The organism is Streptomyces sp. NPDC051041 (assembly GCF_044456065.1).
GTDB lineage: Bacteria > Actinomycetota > Actinomycetes > Streptomycetales > Streptomycetaceae > Streptomyces > Streptomyces glaucus.
In genome coordinates this window covers 91,538-111,603 of sequence record NZ_JBITFM010000018.1, presented here as the reverse complement: position 1 = coordinate 111,603, position 20,066 = coordinate 91,538, and the positions used below count along the sequence as shown (strand labels likewise).

Genomic DNA, 20,066 nt, shown 5'->3' with positions numbered 1-20,066 from the left:
AGGGCGTGACATGCGTCACAGGCCGGCTGGGCGGGAAGCGGGCGCGGCCGGACAACGCCCCCGCGGTCCCGCCGGCCCGGCGGTGGAGGCCGCCCGCGGCGCCCCGTGTCCCGCACGGCCGGGCCGTCCCCGCCGTCGCCGGTGAGGTCACCGTCCACCGCGTCGCAGGACCCGCCCCGGCCGGGGAAGACCTCATGGAAAAGCGCCGTGGCCCACCGGGATCGGTGGAGCCACGGCGCCTGCCGCAGGCCGGGACGCCGGCCGTCGTCCGTCGGGACGCCGGCCGCGTCAGCCGGTGTCCGTCAAGGACGCCGGCCGGTGTCCGCCGGAGTGTCAGCCGTTGCGCTTCCAGCGCGGCTTGTCCTCGCGCCGGCCGAAGGAGCCGGTGCCGCGGTGGTCGTCGCGACGGCCGTACGGGCGGTCGTGACCGGCGGAGCGGTAGCCGGGGCGGTCGCCCTGGCGGTCGCGGTTGAACGGGCGGTCGCTGCCCCGGTGGCCGCCGCGCTCGTCGCGCCGGAAGCCACCGCGGTCGCCCCGGTCACCGCGCTCGTCCCGGCGGAAGCCGCCCCGGTCGTCGCGGCGCTCGAAGGAACGCCCGCCGCGGTCCCGGTCGAAGGAACGGCCGCCCCGGTCGTCCCGGCGCTCGTCCCGGCGGAAGCCGCCCCGCTCGCCGTCCCGGCGCTCGAAGGAACGGCCACCGCGGTCCCGGTCGAAGGAACGGCCGCCCCGGTCGTCCCGGCGCTCGTCCCGGCGGAAGCCGCCCCGCTCGCCGTCCCGGCGGTCGTAGCCGCGGTCGCGGTCCCGGTCGCGGTTGAAGCCGCCCCGGTCGTCGCGGCGCTCGAAGGAACGCCCGTCGCGGTCCCGGTCGAAGGAACGGCCGCCCCGGTCACCCCGGTCGTCCCGGCCGAGGCCGCCCCGCTCCTCCCGGCGCTCGCGCCGCTCGTACGCCGGAGCCTCGTCGCGCTCCCCGCGCTCGCCCCGCTCGACGTCCCGCGCGGTCGGCTGCTCCGGCAGCGACACCTCGGCGACCGGCGACTCGGCGGCCGCGGCGTCCCGCGCCCCGTCCAGGACCGTCTCCGGGTTCTCGCCGCGCTCCCGCGCGACCCTGGCCAGCAGCCGGTCCGCCTCCTCGCGCAGCTCGGTCGCGCGCCGCTGCGCCCGCTCCAGTTCCTTGGTGAGCTGGGCGACCTCGCGCTCGGCCTGCTGCGCCGCGTTGCCCGCGGACTCGGCCTGGACCTCGGTCATCGACCGGGCTCCGGTGATCTCGGCGACCTCCGGGTCGAAGGCCGCGCCGCCCTGGATGACGTGGCGCGTGGCGTCGACGCCCGCGTCCTCCATCAGCCGGAAGATCTGCCGCCGCTGGTGCGGCAGGGAGAGGGACACCACGGTGCCGGTGCGGCCCGCCCGCGCCGTACGGCCGGCCCGGTGCAGGTAGTCCTTGTGGTCACCGGCCGGGTCGACGTTCAGCACCAGGTCGATGCCGTCGACGTGGATGCCGCGCGCCGCGACGTCGGTCGCGACCAGCACGTTCACGTACCCGTCCTTGAAGTCCGCCAGGGTCCGCGTCCGCGCGCCCTGCGTCATGCCGCCGTGCAGCGCCTCGGCCTTCACCCCGGCGTCGCGCAGCTGCTCGGCGACCCGGTCGGCGCCCAGCTGGGTCCGCACGAAGATGATCGTCCGCCCCTTGCGGGAGGCGATGGCCGCGGTGACCGGCGCCTTGTCCTTGGGCTTCACGATGAGGATGTGGTGCGACATGGTCGTCACCGCGCCCTGCGCCGCGTCCACCTCGTGCGAGACCGGGTCGTTCAGGTACCGGTCGACGAGGGTCTTGATCTCGTTCTCCATCGTGGCGGAGAACAGCATCCGCTGGCCGCCCGCCGGAACCTGGTCGAGCAGTTCGGTGACCTCGGGCAGGAAGCCCAGGTCGGACATCTGGTCGGCCTCGTCGAGGACGGCGATCTCGACGTTCTCCAGGGAGCAGGCGCCGCGGTTGATGATGTCGCGCAGCCGGCCCGGGGTGGCGACCAGCACGTCGACGCCCTTCTCCAGGGCGTAGATCTGGTTGCCCATGGACGTGCCGCCGCAGACGACCTTCATCTTCAGCCCGAGGACGTCCCCGTACGGCTGGAGCGCGTCGGCGACCTGCATGGCGAGCTCACGCGTCGGCGTGAGGATGACGGCCCGCGGCTTGTGCTTCTCGGTGCGGCCGCCGGCCAGCTGGGCCAGGGTCGGCAGACCGAAGGATAGGGTCTTGCCGGAACCGGTGCGGCCGCGGCCGAGGATGTCCTTGCCGGCCAGGGCGTCCGGGATGGTCGCGGCCTGGATCGGGAAGGGGGTGGTCACGCCGTTCTGCGCGAGCTTGCGCACGACGCCCTCGGGCAGCCCGAGGTCCGCGAAGGTGATCTCGGGGGCCTGGGGGGTGTCCTCGGTGCCTTCGTGGTTCTCGGGCACGACGACGTGGTCAGTACTGATGATGGACATGCGAATGCGAAACCTTCCGGAGTCTCGTCGGCACGCGCCCGTCAACTCCGTGATTCGCAATTCGCAATTACGACCGCCTCGATGCGGTCCACCACGGCATAAGGGAGTACGCGCCACACGGCGCGCTCTACGGTGGCGCCGGGCAAATGGGATCAAACGATCTGCCACCATACGCACTCGCGGGCCTCGAAGGCAAACCGAGCCGCACGACAGCAGATGGGACAGTCTCCCACACCAACACGTCCGGACGCCCGCGCATTCCTACACCGGCGCTCCGGCTTCCGGCGCCGGCTCCCGCTGGGCCAGCTGCGGCCCCGGCGGCTCGTGCGCCGACGACGACGGCTCCGCCTGTGTCGGCTCCGGCGAGGTGGTCGGCTCGGGCGGCGGCGGGGTCGGCGCCGGTTCGGCCGGGCGCGTGGGAGCCGGCGGCTCCGTGCGCGGCGGGGTCGGTCCGGCGGGGCCGCCCGGCAGGTCCGGCGCCGGCGCGGAGCCGCTCGCCGCGGCGGAGGGTTCCGCGCCGGGAGCCGCCGGCCCGCCCGCTCCGCCCTTCTTCCCGCCTGCGCCCTTGCCCTTGCCTCTTCCCCTGCCCTTGCCCCTGCCGTGCCCGTGCGCGCCGTCGGCCGCCGCGGCGCCGTGCCCGGCGCCACCGCCCGACACCGCCGTCCCGCCGTCGGGCGTCTGCCCGCCCTGCCGGCCGGCGGAGTGCGACGGTTCGGCGCGTCCGCCGGCGCCGCCGTCCCCCACGCTCATGCAGCCGGCGGCGGCGGCGACGGCGACGACCGTGGCGGCCAGGCGGACGGGTACGGGCAAGGGGCGCACGGGCGGCCACCTCCGGGACGGGGCGGGGAAGGAGTCGACCTGCCCAACTCCCCCCGCCCGCGGGAGGACACGCGTCCGGCGGTCCGGACCCCGGCGTGTCCCGGCGGCCGGGCTCAGCCGTATCCGAGGGCGTGCAGCCGCGCGTCGTCGATCCCGAAGTGGTGCGCGATCTCGTGCACGACGGTCACCTCGGTCTCGGCGACGACCTCCTCACGGGTCGCGCACATCCGCAGCGTCGGCCCCCGGTAGATCGTGATCCGGTCCGGCAGCACACCGGCGTACCACTCGCCGCGCTCGGTCAGCGGGGTCCCCTCGTACAGCCCGAGCAGCTCGGGATCGTCCGCCGGGGGCTCGTCCTCGACGAACACCGCGACGTTGTCCATCAGTCGCATCAGCTCCGGCGGGATCCGGTCGAGCGCCTCGGCGACCAGTTCCTCGAACTCCTCGCGCGTCATCTCCAGCACAGGCCCATTGTCGGGTACGTCACCCTCGCGCGAGACCCCTGATCGTCCCGCATATCCGGCCTCCGACTTGGGCATACGGGACCAATGGTCCGCGTCCCCTCCGCAGTCCCGGACATTCCGAACACCATGCACCTCATGCGAAGGCTTCCGCGCGTCCTGACCCGCCGCCGTTCCGCGCGCCGCGCGCCCGCCGCCGGGCTCGCTCCCCGTCCGCGTCCCTGGGCCCGCGCCCTCGGCCTCGTCGCCGTCGTCCTCCTCGGCGCCTGGCTGGGCCTGCTGGTCGTGGGCAACGTACGGGTCCCGGTCGGCCCCATGGACACGACGATGACCCTGCGTCCGTCCCTCACCGGCGGCACGAAGATCAACGTCTCGCCGCTGGGCGCCCTCCAGTTCGACAGCCACAGCGCCCCCGTCCGCCTGGACGTCAACGTCGACCAGCTCGACCCGGCCCGCTCCCAGGCCCTGGTCGACCGCCCCGAGCGCCTCTCCGGTCTCCAGGAGGAGGTCACCCGCGACGTCGCCCACGGCGCGCTGGACCTGGCCGCGCGCTCCTGCGTCGCGGTCGTCACGGGCGCCACGGCGCTCGGCCTCGTGGTCTACCGCCGCCCCCGCCGCGCCCTGGCCGCCGGCGGCCTGGCCCTGACCCTCCTGGCCGCGTCCGGCGGAACCGCCTACGCCACCTGGAACCCCGAGTCGGTCCTGGAGCCGAGGTTCTCCGGCCTGCTCTCCTCCGCCCCCTCCCTGGTCGGCAACGCGCGCAGCATCGTCACCGAGTTCGACGTCTACCAGAAGGAGCTGGCCCGGCTGGTGACGAACGTGACCAAGCTGTACGACGCCACCTCCACCCTCCCCGCCTACGCCCCCGACCCCACCACCATCCGGGTCCTGCACGTCTCGGACATCCATCTGAACCCGGCGAGCTGGAAGATCATCGCCTCGCTGGTGGAGCAGTACGACGTGGACGTGATCGTCGACTCCGGCGACACGATGGACCACGGCACGGCCGCCGAGAACGGCTTCCTCGACCCGATCGAGGACCTGGGCGCCCCCTACGTCTGGGTCCGCGGCAACCACGACTCCCCGACCACCCAGCGCTACCTGGAAGGCCTGAGGAACGTGCACGTCCTGGACGACGGCCGCGCCGAGACCGTCGCGGGCCTGCGCTTCGCCGGCATCGGCGACCCGCAGTTCACCCCCGACCGCTCCAAGCGGCCCGGGGCCGAGGCGTCCCAGGAACTGGCGGGCGCCCGCCTGGCCTCGGCGCTGCGCGACCAGCGGGCCGCCGGCCGGCCCGTCGACGTCGCCGTCGCCCACGAACCGGCCGCGGCCCGCCAGGTGGACGGCGAGGTGCCGCTGGTCCTGGCCGGCCACATCCACCACGCGGAGACGGAGGTCATGAAGTACGGCACGCGGCTGCGCGTCGAGGGCTCGACCGGCGGCAGCGGGCTGCGCGCGGTGGAGGGCAGGTACCCGGACCCGATCCAGGCGTCGGTCCTCTACTTCGACCGCGACACACGCCGCCTCCAGGCCTGGGACGCGATCGAACTGGGCGGTCTGGGCCAGGCGACGGCCGAGGTCAGCCGCCATCTCGCGGAGGAGAACCAGCCGGGCGCCACGCCCTCGCCGAGCGGTTCCTCCCCCGCCCCCGCGACAAGCGCCCCGTAAACCGTTTTGGCGATCCCTCCCGCCATCCCATATGCTTCTCACGTCCCCGACGCGCTGAGAAGCGCCCAGGCGGGCCGATAGCCCTCATCGTCTAGCGGCCTAGGACGCCGCCCTTTCAAGGCGGTAGCACGGGTTCGAATCCCGTTGGGGGCACGCAGTACAGTGTGCGACACTTACCTTCGTCGGTTCGCACGCAACCACACCTGGTCCTGTGGAGCAGTTTGGAGTGCTCGCCACCCTGTCAAGGTGGAGGCCGCGGGTTCAAATCCCGTCAGGACCGCTGAGGTTTCACGTGAAACCTCGTGGCTGGGTAGCTCAGTTGGTACGAGCGTCCGCCTGAAAAGCGGAAGGTCGCCGGTTCGACCCCGGCCCCAGCCACCAGCCGAAGGCCCCGTTCATCGAACGGGGCCTTCGTCGTGTCGGGCCGCTCTGCTCCTCTACCGGCCGCCGGGATGGCGGTGGCGCCAGGTCCAGAAGACCGCGCAGGAGAGCACCGCCCAGCCGGCCAGCACCAGGAACGGGAAGACGTGCTGGTGGCCGGGGAAGTAGACGGCGGTGTGCTGGGCGTTGACCGAGGCGCCGGGCGGCAGCCACTGGCCGATCACACCGAGCGGGGACGGCAGCAGCGGCCAGGAGACCGCGCCGCCCGAGGACGGGTTGCCGAGCAGCACCATCAGACCCCAGGTCGGGAGCATCGCCCAGCGCCCGACCAGGGCGTTGAACATCGTGAAGACCATGCCGGACGTGAACATCGTCAGCGCCAGGATCATCCAGGACTGCACGAACGGCAGGTCCAGCGCGCCCAGCACCCAGTCCACCGCGGCGGCGATCGCGAACCCGCCGAGCAGGGCGTAGGCGGCGGTGTAGGCGATCCGTTCCAGGGGATTGAGGTCGCGGGCGTTCACACTGAGCTGGATCGCGCCGACGAAGCCGATGATCACGGCCGCGAGCGAGATGTAGAAGATCGCCAAGCCGCGCGGGTCGCCCTCCTGCAACGGCCTGAGGTCCCTCACCTCGACCGTGACCCCGGTGGCCCTGCCCACCTTCTGCGCCGCCTGTCCCAGGACCTCCGCGACCGACGCCCCGGACGCCCCGGAGAGGTCCAGCGTGACCGCGTCACCGCCCGCGGGGACGTCGAGCACGGCGAACACCTGCTGTTCGTCCACCGCCGCCACGGCCGCGCTCCGGCTGTCGTAGGGGTGCAGCTTCACCGAGGCGTCCAGGGCCTCCTCCAGACCGGCGATGAAGCGGCGGCCGGGATCCTCGCGGTAGGCGCCGACCACCGCCGTGGGGACGGTGCGCGGGGTCGGGTCGGCCATGGCGTACGTATAGGAACCGGCGAAGAGGCCGGCCGCGGCGGCGAGGATCAGCGTCAGCACGGTCGCGGGCAGGAACGGCGACTCCCGGAAGGCGGTCCAGCGGTCCGTCCGGGTGGGTGGGCGTTCCCGGGCACCGCGCGCAGAATCGGACATACGACCCAAGCTAGATCATCGGCGGGACAAATCCAGTCGCCACGAATTTCCCGGAGGTGAGATCCTGGATCGCGTATGTCTACGCACCCCGCTCCCGCCCTCGGCTCCCTCGCCCCCCGCCTGACCGAGCTCTCCCTGCGCGACGCGCACCGCCTCGGCCGCAGGCTCGAAGGCGCGCGCAGGATCCGCAAGCCCGAGGCCCGCGCCGCGGTCCTCACCGAGATCGAGGCCGAGGTCGCCAGGGCCGAGGCACGCATGGCCGAGCGGCGGGCCCGCGTCCCCGCGGTCACGTACCCCGAACAGCTCCCCGTCAGCCAGAAGAAGAACGAGATCGCCGACGCCATCCGCGACCACCAGGTCGTGATCGTCGCCGGTGAGACCGGCTCCGGCAAGACCACCCAGATCCCCAAGATCTGCCTGGAGCTCGGCCGCGGTGTGCGCGGCATGATCGGGCACACCCAGCCCCGCCGTATCGCCGCCCGCACGGTCGCCGAGCGCGTGGCCGAGGAGCTCGACACCCCCCTCGGCGAGGCCGTCGGCTGGAAGGTCCGCTTCACCGACCAGGTGAACCCGGACGCCACCTTCATCAAGCTGATGACCGACGGCATCCTGCTCGCCGAGATCCAGACCGACCGCGAGCTGCGCGCCTACGACACGATCATCATCGACGAGGCCCACGAGCGGTCCCTCAACATCGACTTCCTGCTCGGCTACCTCGCCCAGCTGCTCCCGAAGCGCCCCGACCTCAAGGTCGTCATCACCTCGGCCACCATCGACCCCGAGCGCTTCTCGCGGCACTTCGACGACGCCCCGATCATCGAGGTCAGCGGCCGCACCTACCCCGTCGAGGTGCGCTACCGCCCCCTGCTGGAGGAGGACTCCGACGACGCCGACCGCGACCAGATCACGGCGATCACGGACGCGGTCGAGGAGCTGATGGCCGAGGGGCCCGGCGACATCCTCGTCTTCCTGTCCGGCGAGCGCGAGATCCGCGACACCGCCGACGCGCTCGCGAAGAAGCAGTACCGGTCCACCGAGATCCTGCCGCTGTACGCCCGGCTCTCCCACGCCGAGCAGCACCGCGTCTTCCAGCCGCACACCGGCCGCCGGATCGTCCTGGCCACCAACGTCGCCGAGACGTCCCTGACCGTCCCGGGCATCAAGTACGTCATCGACCCGGGCTTCGCCCGCATCTCCCGCTACAGCCACCGCACCAAGGTGCAGCGGCTGCCCATCGAGCCGATCTCGCAGGCCAGCGCCAACCAGCGCAAGGGCCGCTGCGGCCGCACCTCCGACGGCATCTGCATCCGCCTCTACTCCGAGGAGGACTTCGACGCCCGCCCGGAGTTCACCGACGCGGAGATCCTGCGGACCAACCTCGCCTCCGTCATCCTGCAGATGACCGCGGCCGGCCTCGGCGACATCGAGAAGTTCCCCTTCATCGACCCGCCGGACCACCGCAACATCCGCGACGGCGTCCAGCTCCTGCAGGAGCTCGGCGCCCTGGACCCGACCCAGAAGGACCCCCGCAAGCGCCTCACGGAGACCGGCCGCAAACTCGCCCAGCTGCCGGTCGACCCGCGCCTGGCCCGCATGGTCCTGGAGGCCGACAAGAACGGCTGCGTCCGCGAGGTCATGGTGATCGCGGCCGCCCTGTCCATCCAGGACCCGCGCGAGCGCCCCGCCGACAAGCAGACCCAGGCCGATCAGCAGCACGCCCGCTTCAAGGACGAGACCAGCGACTTCCTCGCCTACCTCAACCTCTGGCGGTACATCCGCGAACAGCAGAAGGAGCGCGGCTCGTCCTCCTTCCGCCGCATGTGCAAGCAGGAGTACCTGAACTTCCTGCGCATCCGCGAGTGGCAGGACATCTACACCCAGCTGCGCACGGTCGCGAAGCAGATGGGCATCCACCTCAACGACCAGGACGCCCCCGCCGACCGCATCCATGTCTCCCTCCTCGCCGGCCTGCTGTCCCACGTCGGCATGAAGGACGTCAAGGACGGCAACAAGAACGAGTACCTGGGCGCGCGCAACGCCAAGTTCGCGATCTTCCCGGGGTCGGCCCTGTTCCGGAAGCAGCCCCGCTTCGTGATGTCGGCCGAACTCGTCGAGACCTCCCGCCTGTGGGCCCGGGTCAACGCGAAGATCGAGCCCGAGTGGGTCGAGCCCCTCGCCGGCCACCTCCTCAAGCGCACCTACAGCGAACCGCACTGGGAGAAGGACCAGGCCGCGGTGATGGCGTACGAGCGGGTCACGCTGTACGGCGTCCCGATCGTCGCCCAGCGCAAGGTCAACTACGGCCGGATCGACCCGGAGGTCAGCCGGGAGCTGTTCATCCGGCACGCCCTGGTCGAGGGCGACTGGCGCACGCACCACAAGTTCTTCGCCGACAACCGCAGACTCCTCACCGAGGTCGAGGAGCTGGAGCACCGCGCCCGGCGCCGGGACATCCTGGTCGACGACGAGACGCTGTTCGACTTCTACGACCAGCGGATCCCCGAACACGTCGTCTCCGGCGCGCACTTCGACTCGTGGTGGAAGCGCAAGCGGCACGAGCAGCCCGACTTCCTCGACTTCGAGCGCGAGATGCTCATCAACGAGAAGGCGGGCGCGGTCACCAAGGCCGACTACCCGGACTCCTGGCGCCAGGGGAACCTCAAGTTCCGTGTCACCTACCAGTTCGAGCCGGGCGCGGACGCGGACGGCGTGACCGTGCACATCCCGCTCCAGGTGCTCAACCAGGTCACGGACGAGGGCTTCGACTGGCAGATCCCGGGGCTGCGGGAGGAACTCGTCACGGAGCTCATCCGGTCCCTGCCCAAGCCGATCCGCCGCAACTACGTGCCCGCGCCCAACTACGCGAAGGCGTTCCTGGAGCGGGCCGTCCCGTTGCAGGAGCCGCTGACGGCGACCATGGCGCGCGAGCTGAAGCGCATGGTCGGCGTCCCCTTCGAGGCGGACGACTTCGACTGGTCCAAGGTCCCCGACCACCTGAAGATCACTTTCCGGATCGTCGACGAGCGGCGCCGCAAGCTCGCCGAGGACAAGGACCTCGAAGCGCTGAAGCTGAGGCTGAAGCCGAAGGCGCGCAAGGCCCTCTCCCAGGCCGCGGCGGCCACCGCCTCCCGGCAGGGCGGGGAGTCCCTGGAGCGCGGGGGCCTGACCGACTGGACGATCGGCACGCTCACCCGCGTCTTCGAGACCCGCCGGGCGGGGCAGCCGGTGAAGGCGTACCCGGCGCTGGTCGACGACGGGCCGGCGGCGAACACCGTCTCGGTGCGCCTCTTCGACACCGAGGCCGAGCAGGCCGAGGCGATGTGGAAGGGCACGCGGCGGCTGATCCTGCGCAACATCCCGGTCAACCCCGCGAAGTTCGCATCCGAGAAGCTGACGAACGCTCAGAAGCTCGCGCTGTCCGCGAATCCGCACGGCTCCGTCCAGGCCCTGTTCGACGACTGCGCGACGGCCGCGGCCGACAAGCTGATCGCGGACTTCGGCGGACCGGCCTGGGACGAGGAGTCGTACCGGAAGCTGTACGACAAGGTGCGCTCCGAGATCGTCGACACGACCGTCCGCACCGTGGAGCAGGTGCGGCAGGTGCTGGCCGCCTGGCAGGCCTGTGAGCGCCGCCTGAAGGCCGTGCGCAGCCCCGCGCTGCTGCCGAACCTCCAGGACGTGCGGGGACAGCTGGACGCCCTCGTGAAGCCCGGCTTCGTGACGGAGACGGGCCTGCGACGGCTGCCGGACCTCGTGCGCTACCTGGTCGCCGCCGACCGCCGGCTGCAGCAGATGCCGACCAACGTCCAGCGGGACACCACGCGCATGGAGAAGGTCCGCGAGATGCAGGACGAGTACGCGTGGCTGCTGGAGCAGATGCCGCAGGGGCGCCCGGTGCCCCAGCAGGTCCTGGACGTCCGCTGGATGATCGAGGAGCTGCGGGTGAGCTACTTCGCCCATGCGCTGGGCACGGCGTACCCCGTCTCCGACAAGCGCATCGTGAAGGCGATCGACGCGCTGGCGCCGTGACACCCCGTGCACGGTGGGTGAGTTCGACCAAGGGGCTCACCCTCCTGTACAGTCCTTCTCGCAGCGCAACGCAGAACAAGCGCCGCGAAACCTGGTCCTGTGGAGCAGTTTGGAGTGCTCGCCACCCTGTCAAGGTGGAGGCCGCGGGTTCAAATCCCGTCAGGACCGCAGAACGATCGAGGCCCGCGCCGACACGGCGACGGGCCTCGGTCGTGTTTCCGGCATTCCCGGACCCTCGTCGTCGCGCCGACCCGGCGGCCGCGCCGCGGCCGGGCACCCCGGGTCCGCCAGGACACCTTCGGCCCGCCAGGACGCGCACCGGTCGCGCCGCGCCGACGGGGTCGGCGGATCCTCGGTCACGTCCCCGGGGCCCGCAGGCCCCGCCAACGCCCCCGGCCGCGCCCGCCGCCCCGCACAGGCGCGCGGTGTCCCCGGGAAGCGCCACGCCGTCTTGACGCCGTCACATTCGCTCGGTACCCCGGAAGCAGGGCCACCTCCCGCGCGGCCCGCCCCGGAGGTGGCGTATGGCGGCATCGGCCCGGCACGAGATACGGGCACTGCTCCGCGCGCATCTGTCGGCCGCGTCGTCGTACGGCCACCTGACCCGCCACTGCCCGATCTGCCACCGCCTGCTGCGGCTGGCGATGGAGTCCCCTCCCCGGTCCGCGGAACGCCCCGAGGGGACCGCCGAGGACGAGAGCCCCTCCCCCGCGTGACCCCGCCGGCGTGACCCCGCCCGCGGGCCCGCATCGCCGGCAGCGGCGTCAACTCCCCCTTCTCCACGGAAGATACGGAAGCGGCGCTTCCTCTACCGCACGCGGGCGGGGGACGACAAGCACCCCGGAGTGTGACGGGAGTCACCGCATGAGTTTTTGGAACCGCGGTATTTACGCCCCGCCTACAACTGGTCAATTTAATATGTGCAATTGCACTGCTCCCGGTCCGCCCCGGAGGGCTCGCGCACAGGGGCCCCGATCCCCCCGCCCAAGCCCCGCCCAGACTCCGGCAAGGCCGCTCACAGCCCGTCCCCGCGAGGCCGGCCGGCACACAAAAAGATCGCGCTGGACCCGGCGGAGTCCAGCGCGATCGACGACGCACCCGGTGGGCCGGGAGCCTGTTGGGGCAGGCCCCCACGTCGTGTGGAGCTGTGGTGTCAGGCGCCTCGGCCAGTTGGGGGACCGACCGGCTCGCCCGGTTGCGCGGCTGTCAGGCCTCGCTGCGCTGCTGCGGGATGCCCGCGAGCAGAGCGCGGACCTCGGCCTCGCGGTAGCGGCGGTGCCCGCCGAGCGTACGGATCGACGTGAGCTTGCCGGCCTTCGCCCAGCGCGTGACCGTCTTCGGGTCGACGCGGAACATGGTGGCGACCTCAGCCGGGGTCAGCAGCGGCTCGGCATCAGGGGTGCGAGCGGTCATGAGCGGCCTCCTCGGGAGAACCGAACCTTCTCGGTTCTTTCCTCTAAATTCTGCACCTTGACCCGCGTTGCCCGAAATGGCGGACGCGAGTCGAGTCGGTTATAGGACGAACGGCTTGTCCTCGGCACTACAACTACACCATCTGTCCAGCCGCCACGGCCAAACCGATGGAATTGCCCTCCCAGGTGTCCATCAGCGACGGAAGCCGATGGACCATGCCATAGCGGACAGTCACGCCACTGTGACGATCAGTCACAGGACGACCAGGAGCCACAAGACCCCCCAAAGCGTGCAATGCAGAGATTCCGCCCACATCGGGACGGAGGAGCCCTCGCCGGACTCCTTGTCCTATTTTGGCATGAGGAGGGGCAAGGGGCGCAAGGGCGATGTACGTGCGGTCCGTCACGCTTGACGCAAAAGCCCGGATAGGCCTCGACGTCTCTTGTGCGCCCGGTCGGCCCCGCGTTGACGACACCTCAGATCGAGGACGAAACCTCAAAACGAGCGCCAGGTCAAACGTCTGTTCCCCGGCGGCGGGCCGCCGGCGCCTGATCCGGCGTCAGTTCGCCGACCGCCGGTCCCGCACGGACCGCCACCGCTCCACGAGCCGCCCGTACGCCGCCCCCGCGGCCGCCTCGTCGCCGCGCCGCAGCGCCTCGATGCCCTCGGCCACGTCCGCCGCCGAGTGGTCGGCCTCCAGCTCGCCGGCCGGCAGGGCGTGCACCAGCCCGCCGTAGTCCAGCTCCACGTACGAGCGCGGGTGGAACTCCTCCAGCCAGCGCCCCACGTCCACCAGGCCGTCGATCAGCGGCCCCTCGTCGACGGCCTCCCTGAGCGCCCTGAGCCCCCGTGCCACCCGTCGCCGGGCCTGCACCATCGGCGTGCGGTAGCGCAGCACCGGCGGCGCCCCGCCCGGGGTGTCCGAGCCCCGGTCGTACTCCCGCTCCTCGTCGGAGACCAGCACGAACCAGTTCAGCGGCACCTGCCAGGTCGCCGTGCGGATCCAGGGGCGGGCGTCCGGGTTGCGGACCAGCCAGCGCTCGTAGTCCTGGGCGGCCTGGCGGCGGACCACCGGGGGCAGCACCGCGTCCAGGACCGGCGGGGGCAGCTCCTCGTCGAGCTCGGCGAGGGCCTGCCAGCCGCGCAGCCGGGTCCGCCAGGGGCAGACGCAGACCACGCCGCCGACCTCGATCACGAACGCGTCGTCGGACTCGTGCACCGGCACCGGCACCGGCGGGGTGGGCAGCAGGTCGGTCAGGGAACGGCGCAGCTCGTCCTGGTAGGAGGGGCGGTCGGGGCGGCGGGCGTAGCGCGTCCAGTGGCCGCGCTCCGGCTCCGGGAAGGCGGCCAGCGGCTCGTACACGCGCAGGTAGGTCGTGTACGGGACGATCACCGAGGACACCTTGGGCACGCCTGCTCCCTCCCCCGCGCACCGCCGTGAAAACCTGCGGGATCCACTCACGGACACGCGGGAAACCCATGCAAATCGTCGCACGGACGTACTCCATGGGGAGGTGATCCGGAACACGGTGCACCCGACGGGCGCCGCAGGCTCTAATCTCGTGCTCACGGTCCCCGCCCCCGGCCAAAAGCGGGGGGTCCCCCGGGGAACCCGCCTCCACCCGCCGCCGACTCAGGAGTCACCACAGTGACCGACGTGACCAACGGCGTCCTGCACACCCTGTTCCACTCGGACCAGGGGGGTCATGAGCAAGTCGTGCTCTGCCAGGACCGCGCCAGCGGCCTCAAGGCCGTCATCGCCATCCACTCCACCGCCCTGGGCCCCGCCCTCGGCGGTACGCGCTTCTACCCGTACGCGAACGAGGAGGAGGCCGTCGCCGACGCGCTGAACCTCGCGCGCGGGATGTCGTACAAGAACGCCATGGCCGGTCTCGACCACGGCGGCGGCAAGGCCGTGATCATCGGCGACCCGGAGAAGGACAAGAGCGAGGAGCTGCTGCTCGCCTACGGCCGCTTCGTCGCCTCGCTCGGCGGCCGGTACGTCACCGCCTGCGACGTCGGCACGTACGTCGCCGACATGGACGTCGTGGCCCGCGAGTGCCGCTGGACCACCGGCCGCTCCCCTGAGAACGGCGGCGCGGGCGACTCCTCGGTGCTCACCGCGTTCGGCGTCTACCAGGGCATGCGGGCCTCGGCCCAGCACCTGTGGGGCGACCCGGCGCTGCGCGGCCGCAGGGTGGGCGTCGCGGGCGTCGGCAAGGTCGGCCGTCACCTGGTGGACCACCTGCGGGCCGAGGGCGCCGAGGTCGTCGTCACGGACGTGCGCGAGGAGGCCGTGCGGCAGGTCCTCGACCGGCACCCCGAGGGCGTGACGGCCGTCGCGGACACCGCGGCGCTGATCCGCGTCGAGGGCCTGGACGTCTACGCACCCTGCGCGCTCGGCGGGGCGCTGGACGACGACACCGTGCCGGTGCTGACCGCCAAGGTGGTCTGCGGCGCCGCCAACAACCAGCTCGCCCACCCGGGCGTGGAGAAGGACCTCGCCGACCGCGGGATCCTCTACGCGCCGGACTACGTGGTGAACGCCGGCGGGGTCATCCAGGTCGCCGACGAACTGCACGGCTTCGACTTCGAGCGGTGCAGGACGAAGGCCGCCGGGATCTACGACACCACGCTCGCCATATTCGCACGTGCGAAGGAGGACGGGATTCCGCCGGCTGCCGCGGCCGACCGGATCGCCGAGCAGCGCATGGCGGAGGCACGCGGCAGGCGGTGATCCCGGGCGGCCGCGCCCGGGGTACGGCCGGTACCCGCCGGCGGGCACGTGGAGAGAACTCTCACTTCCACCGGCGGGTCGATCGTCCATAAGTGGTTAAAATCGCGGTTGACCAGCGAGGACGGGGCTCCTCGGAGGTTCTGGGCGCGGGCGCGTCCGGTGGGCGGCGTACCGTATGGGCGTGGGCTCAGGTACCGTGGAAGCCCTACGGATCGGCCTCTCCATGGAGAGTCCGTTCTGGACCATGAACGCGTGTCAAGACTCTGGGGCCGTCGAGCCCCGTCGTTGAGGGGGTCGAGCCATGGGGCGCGGCCGGGCCAAGGCCAAGCAGACGAAGGTCGCCCGCCAGCTGAAGTACAACAGCGGTGGGACGGACCTCGCACGCCTGGCCGAGGAGCTGGGCGCATCGACGTCGAACACGTCGCCGAACGGCGACCGCTTCGAGGACGATGAGCACGACGACGACCTGTACGCACGGTACGCCGACCTCTACGAGGACGACGACGAGGACGAGGACGACCAGTCCCCGCAACACCGTCGCGGCGCTTGACCTTGCACTGAGCACTCACCCGGTCGGTGACCGATGGTCACCGACCGGGTTCTGTGCTGCCCGCGGGTCTCAGTTCGCGTAGTCACCGACCAGGGCGGCACCGGTGGTGTGCTCACCCCTGTCCGTGATCTCGCCGGCCACCCAGGCGTCCACGCCGCGGTCGGCCAGGGTCGCCAGGGCCACGTCCACGGACTCCTCCGGCACGATCGCGATCATGCCGACGCCCATGTTCAGGGTCTTCTCCAGCTCCAGCCGCTCGACGGAGCCGGTCCTGCCGACGAGGTCGAAGACCGGGGCCGGGGTCCAGGTGGAGCGGTCGACGACCGCGTGCAGGGTGTCGGGGATCACACGGGCCAGGTTGGCGGCGAGTCCGCCGCCGGTGACGTGGCTGAAGGCGTGCACGTCGGTGGTGCGGGTCAGGGCCAGGCAGTCCAGCGAGTAGATCTTCGTGGGCTCCAGCAGCTCCTCGCCGAGGGTGCGCCCGAGCTCGTCCACATGGGCGCCGAGGTCCATGCCGGCCTGGTTCAGCAGGACGTGGCGGACCAGCGAATACCCGTTCGAGTGAAGTCCGGAGGCCGCCATGGCGACGACGGCGTCACCCTCGCGGATACGGTCCGGACCGAGCAGCCGGTCGGCCTCCACGACGCCCGTGCCGGCGCCGGCGACGTCGAAGTCGTCCTCGCCCAGCAGGCCGGGGTGCTCGGCCGTCTCACCGCCCACCAGGGCGCAGCCGGCCAGCACACAGCCCTCGGCGATGCCCTTGACGATGGCGGCGACGCGCTCGGGGTGGACCTTGCCGACGCAGATGTAGTCGGTCATGAACAGCGGCTCGGCGCCGCACACCACGATGTCGTCCATGACCATGGCGACCAGGTCGTGGCCGATGGTGTCGTAGACGCCGAGCTGCCGGGCGATGTCGACCTTCGTGCCGACGCCGTCGGTGGCGGAGGCGAGCAGCGGGCGCTCGTAGCGCTTCAGGGCGGAGGCGTCGAAGAGGCCGGCGAAGCCGCCGAGGCCGCCGAGGACCTCGGGGCGCTGCGTCTTCTTCACCCACTCCTTCATCAGCTCGACGGCGCGGTCGCCCGCTTCGATGTCGACACCCGCTGTCTTGTAGGACGCAGCTGCGTGGCTGGCACCAGTTGTCTCAGGCATGACGAGGAGAACCTTCGTGTCGTACGGCAGGTGGTGCGGGCGCCCTACGGGCGGCGGATGGCGTCGGCGGCGGCCGTGGCGGCGGGCCCGGCGGCCAGCTCGGTCTCCAGAAGCTGCTTGCCGAGGAGCTCGGGGTCGGGCAGCTCCATCGGGTACTCGCCGTCGAAGCAGGCGCGGCACAGGTTCGGCTTGGCGATGGTGGTCGCCTCGATCATGCCGTCGATGGAGATGTACGCCAGGGAGTCGGCGCCGAGCGAGGTGCCGATCTCCTCGATGGTCATGCCGTTGGCGATGAGCTCGGCGCGGGTGGCGAAGTCGATGCCGAAGAAGCAGGGCCACTTCACGGGCGGGGAGGAGATCCGGATGTGGACCTCGGCGGCGCCCGCCTCGCGCAACATGCGGACCAGGGCCCGCTGGGTGTTGCCGCGGACGATGGAGTCGTCGACGACGACCAGCCGCTTGCCCTTGATGACTTCCTTCAGCGGGTTCAGCTTCAGGCGGATGCCGAGCTGGCGGATGGTCTGCGAGGGCTGGATGAAGGTCCGGCCGACGTAGGCGTTCTTCACCAGGCCGGCGCCGAAGGGGATGCCGGAGGCCTCCGCGTAGCCGATGGCGGCCGGCGTGCCGGACTCCGGGGTCGCTATGACCAGGTCGGCCTCGACGGGGGCCTCCTTCGCCAGGCGGCGGCCCATCTCGACGCGGGAGAGGTACACGTTCCGGCCCGCGATGTCGGTGTCCGGGCGGGCCAGGTACACGTACTCGAAGACACAGCCCTTGGGCTTCGCTTCCGCGAATCGGGAGGTGCGCAGGCCGTTCTCGTCGATGGCGACGAACTCGCCGGGCTCGATCTCGCGGACGAAGCTGGCGCCGGTGATGTCCAGGGCGGCGGTCTCGGAGGCGACGACCCAGCCGCGCTCCAGCCGGCCGAGGACCAGCGGGCGGATGCCCTGCGGGTCGCGGGCGGCGTACAGGGTGTGCTCGTCCATGAAGACGAGGGAGAAGGCGCCGCGCACCTGGGGCAGGACCTGACCGGCCGCCTCCTCGATGGTCAGCGGCTTGCCGTCCTCGTCGACCTGGGCCGCCAGCAGCGCGGTGAGCAGGTCGGTGTCGTTGGTGGCCGCCACGCGGGGGCTGCGGCCGCCCTCCTGCTTGGGCAGGTCGGCGACCATCTCGGCGAGCCGGGCGGTGTTGACGAGGTTGCCGTTGTGGCCGAGCGCGATGGAGCCGTGCGCGGTGGCGCGGAACGTCGGCTGGGCGTTCTCCCACACGGAGGCGCCGGTGGTCGAGTAGCGGGCGTGACCGACCGCGATGTGACCCTGGAGCGACCCGAGCGAGGTCTCGTCGAAGACCTGGGAGACCAGGCCCATGTCCTTGAAGACGAGGATCTGGGAGCCGTTGCTGACCGCGATACCCGCGGATTCCTGGCCCCGATGCTGGAGGGCGTAGAGCCCGAAGTACGTGAGTTTTGCGACCTCTTCGCCCGGAGCCCAGACACCGAAGACGCCGCACGCGTCCTGGGGGCCTTTCTCACCGGGGAGCAGATCGTGATTGAGTCGACCGTCACCACGTGGCACGCCACCGAGTGTAGGCGAGATCGACCACTGGTCCGAATTGGGGATGCGCCCGCTGAAGTGGATCACCGGTCCGCGACGGCCCGGACGCTGGTTCCGTCCTCGCTGGTCAGCGTGAGTGTCCGGTGCTCCACTCGGTAGCCGGGCCGGCCGTCGAAGAGGCGCAGCAGCGTCTTCTCGACGGCCATGAGTGAGTCTTCGCACATCATCCGGGTGGTGGATGGAGCGCCGAGGGTGATATGGCCGTCGCGGACCGCGGCCCGGGCGTGCACGCGGTTGCAGCCGAGGCTGCCGGAGACGGTGCCCTTCTCCCCGTCGAAGACGAGGTGGGCGCGGCCGCCGCCGTCCGGGCCGGTGACGGTCCACTTCGTGCCGTGGAGCGGGGCGTCGCGCCGCTCGGTCAGGCGGACGGTGTCGCCGGCGACGGTGGTGAGCGTGAGGCGGTCGTCCCGTGCCCGGGCCCTGAGCTCGCCGTCGGCGAGAGTGCGGGCGAGGACGCGTTCGAAGGCCATGGGCCGTTCGCCGCAGGCCGTTTCGGTGGCCGTGACGCCGCTGAGCCGGACGCGGTCGCCGTCGACGGCGGCCCGGGCGCTGAAGCGGTTGCAGCCGTAGACGCCCTCGGCCCGCCCGCCGTCGTCGATCGTCAGGTGGGCGGCGATGGGCGCGCGGTGCGTGGTGCCGTCCACGGTGACGCTGTCGACGCTCCAGCGGACGCCGGTCACGGGCCGTCCGGTGTCCGCCGCGCCGCTGTCCGCCCGCTCGTCGCCGCAGGCCGCCGCGAGCGGGAGGAGCAGGACGGCGGCCGCCAGGATCAGGTGCTGCCTCTGTCGGTGCATGCCGGTTCGACGGGCGGCCGGGGCGGCCGGTTCCGGTCAGGCCAGGAGCGGGAGGTACGGCTCCAGGTCCGCCCGTTCCCCGCTCGCGCGGACCTCGGCGGCGGCGAGGGCGTCCCGCCACGCCGTCCGCCCGGTCGCGAGCCGGACCCAGGTCAGCGGATCGGTCTCGACGACGTTGGGCGGGGTGCCGCGGGTGTGCCGCGGCCCCTCCACGCACTGCACGACGGCGTACGGCGGGATCCGCACCTCGGTCGTGCCGCCGGGCGCCCTGACGGCCAGCGCGTCGGCGAGCAGCCGGACGCAGGCGGCGAGGGCCTGGCGGTCGTACGGGACGCCGAGGCCGGGGACGGCGGCGTTCAGGTCGTCGGTGTGGACGACGAGTTCGACGGTGCGGGTGACCAGGTAGTCGGCCAGCGGCAGGGCGCCCGCGCCGGTGGGGAGGAGCCGGGTGCCGGGGTGCGCGTCGAGCCGCGCGGTGAGGTCCCGTTCGATGCCGGCGAGGTGGGCGTCGAGGTCCGGGTGCCGCTCGGCGAGCAGGCGGGCCCGGTCCGCGATCGCCGCGGAGTCGGCCGAGGTCGCGAACGGCCAGTCGAGCAGCCGGGCGTTCTGCCGGGCGGGCTCCGGCCGGTCCAGCAGCCGGGACACGGCCGACAGCGCCATGCCCGTGTGCGCGATCAGCTCGCGCACGGTCCAGTCGCCCAGCCGGGTGGGCAGCGCGAGCTGCCTGTCGTCGAGCCCGCGCACCGCCTCCCGCAGGTTTCCCCACTGCCCGAACACGGCCGCGCGGATCCTGGCGGGGTCGTAGCTGCGGATTCGCTTCTTCGTCGGGGGCATGGCGGTGAGCCTAGTCGGCGCGGGGGCGGCGGTTTCCGGGGAG

At 72.1% G+C, this 20,066-nt stretch carries 15 protein-coding genes and 4 tRNA genes; 9 read left to right on the top strand and 10 right to left on the bottom strand.

The window, feature by feature from the left end; all coding sequences use genetic code 11:
- Positions 1-333: 333 nt before the first annotated feature.
- From ACIBAI_RS24140 to ACIBAI_RS24130, 3 genes are all read right to left on the bottom strand, one after another.
- Entirely contained in the window at positions 334-2,481 is a 2,148-nt protein-coding gene (locus tag ACIBAI_RS24140; protein WP_399037283.1) for a DEAD/DEAH box helicase, read from the bottom strand.
- Positions 2,482-2,742: 261 nt separating this feature from the next.
- Positions 2,743-3,300, bottom strand: coding sequence for a hypothetical protein (locus tag ACIBAI_RS24135; RefSeq protein WP_399037281.1), 558 nt, complete (start codon positions 3,298-3,300; stop codon positions 2,743-2,745).
- A gap of 113 nt (positions 3,301-3,413) precedes the next feature.
- Positions 3,414-3,764, bottom strand: coding sequence for a metallopeptidase family protein (locus ACIBAI_RS24130; RefSeq protein ID WP_399037279.1), 351 nt, complete (start codon positions 3,762-3,764; stop codon positions 3,414-3,416).
- 84 nt (positions 3,765-3,848) lie between these two features.
- Between ACIBAI_RS24130 and ACIBAI_RS24125 the strand changes: the two genes are divergently transcribed.
- From ACIBAI_RS24125 to ACIBAI_RS24110, 4 genes are all read left to right on the top strand, one after another.
- Positions 3,849-5,429 (top strand): metallophosphoesterase, encoded by a 1,581-nt coding sequence (locus ACIBAI_RS24125; RefSeq protein ID WP_399037277.1) that lies wholly within the window; start codon positions 3,849-3,851, stop codon positions 5,427-5,429.
- Between the two features lie 80 nt (positions 5,430-5,509).
- A tRNA-Glu gene (locus ACIBAI_RS24120) sits at positions 5,510-5,582 on the top strand.
- 52 nt (positions 5,583-5,634) lie between these two features.
- Positions 5,635-5,709: transfer RNA gene (locus ACIBAI_RS24115), tRNA-Asp, on the top strand.
- A gap of 24 nt (positions 5,710-5,733) precedes the next feature.
- Positions 5,734-5,810 (top strand) — tRNA-Phe (locus ACIBAI_RS24110).
- 56 nt (positions 5,811-5,866) lie between these two features.
- Here ACIBAI_RS24110 and ACIBAI_RS24105 read toward each other — a convergent pair.
- Positions 5,867-6,901, bottom strand: a complete 1,035-nt coding sequence (locus ACIBAI_RS24105; protein WP_399037275.1) for an ABC transporter permease — start codon at positions 6,899-6,901, stop codon at positions 5,867-5,869.
- A 75-nt stretch (positions 6,902-6,976) separates the two neighbouring features.
- Here ACIBAI_RS24105 and hrpA point away from each other — a divergent pair, with 75 nt between their 5' ends.
- From hrpA to ACIBAI_RS24090, 3 genes are all read left to right on the top strand, one after another.
- Positions 6,977-10,930, top strand: coding sequence for an ATP-dependent RNA helicase HrpA (gene hrpA, locus ACIBAI_RS24100; protein WP_399037274.1), 3,954 nt, complete (start codon positions 6,977-6,979; stop codon positions 10,928-10,930).
- A gap of 93 nt (positions 10,931-11,023) precedes the next feature.
- Positions 11,024-11,098, top strand: a tRNA-Asp gene (locus tag ACIBAI_RS24095).
- Positions 11,099-11,454: 356 nt separating this feature from the next.
- On the top strand, positions 11,455-11,646 hold the full coding sequence (locus ACIBAI_RS24090; RefSeq protein WP_399037272.1) for a DUF6274 family protein: 192 nt from the start codon (positions 11,455-11,457) through the stop codon (positions 11,644-11,646).
- Positions 11,647-12,136: 490 nt separating this feature from the next.
- On the opposite strand, the gene bldC is transcribed toward ACIBAI_RS24090, so the two are convergent.
- Together bldC and ACIBAI_RS24080 are read right to left on the bottom strand one after the other, a co-directional pair.
- The gene (gene bldC, locus ACIBAI_RS24085; RefSeq protein ID WP_003949541.1) at positions 12,137-12,343 is read right to left on the bottom strand and encodes a developmental transcriptional regulator BldC; all 207 of its coding nucleotides are present in this window, start codon (positions 12,341-12,343) and stop codon (positions 12,137-12,139) included.
- 559 nt (positions 12,344-12,902) lie between these two features.
- The gene (locus ACIBAI_RS24080; protein ID WP_399037270.1) at positions 12,903-13,754 is read right to left on the bottom strand and encodes a hypothetical protein; all 852 of its coding nucleotides are present in this window, start codon (positions 13,752-13,754) and stop codon (positions 12,903-12,905) included.
- 237 nt (positions 13,755-13,991) lie between these two features.
- On the opposite strand from ACIBAI_RS24080, the gene ACIBAI_RS24075 reads away from it, so the two are divergent.
- Together ACIBAI_RS24075 and ACIBAI_RS24070 are read left to right on the top strand one after the other, a co-directional pair.
- Positions 13,992-15,080 (top strand): Leu/Phe/Val dehydrogenase, encoded by a 1,089-nt coding sequence (locus ACIBAI_RS24075; protein ID WP_399037268.1) that lies wholly within the window; start codon positions 13,992-13,994, stop codon positions 15,078-15,080.
- Between the two features lie 301 nt (positions 15,081-15,381).
- Positions 15,382-15,630 (top strand): DUF3073 domain-containing protein, encoded by a 249-nt coding sequence (locus ACIBAI_RS24070; protein WP_344607738.1) that lies wholly within the window; start codon positions 15,382-15,384, stop codon positions 15,628-15,630.
- A 69-nt stretch (positions 15,631-15,699) separates the two neighbouring features.
- Here ACIBAI_RS24070 and purM read toward each other — a convergent pair whose 3' ends face one another.
- The 4 genes from purM to ACIBAI_RS24050 all read right to left on the bottom strand — a co-directional run bounded on the left by purM (position 15,700) and on the right by ACIBAI_RS24050 (position 20,023).
- The gene (gene purM / locus ACIBAI_RS24065; protein WP_399037266.1) at positions 15,700-16,782 is read right to left on the bottom strand and encodes a phosphoribosylformylglycinamidine cyclo-ligase; all 1,083 of its coding nucleotides are present in this window, start codon (positions 16,780-16,782) and stop codon (positions 15,700-15,702) included.
- A gap of 44 nt (positions 16,783-16,826) precedes the next feature.
- Positions 16,827-18,356: an amidophosphoribosyltransferase gene (gene purF / locus ACIBAI_RS24060; protein WP_399037264.1), complete on the bottom strand. Its 1,530-nt coding sequence runs from the start codon at positions 18,354-18,356 to the stop codon at positions 16,827-16,829.
- A 62-nt stretch (positions 18,357-18,418) separates the two neighbouring features.
- Positions 18,419-19,189: an META domain-containing protein gene (locus ACIBAI_RS24055; protein ID WP_399037262.1), complete on the bottom strand. Its 771-nt coding sequence runs from the start codon at positions 19,187-19,189 to the stop codon at positions 18,419-18,421.
- 36 nt (positions 19,190-19,225) lie between these two features.
- Positions 19,226-20,023: a sterol carrier family protein gene (locus tag ACIBAI_RS24050; protein ID WP_399037260.1), complete on the bottom strand. Its 798-nt coding sequence runs from the start codon at positions 20,021-20,023 to the stop codon at positions 19,226-19,228.
- Between the last annotated feature and the right edge of the window lie 43 nt (positions 20,024-20,066).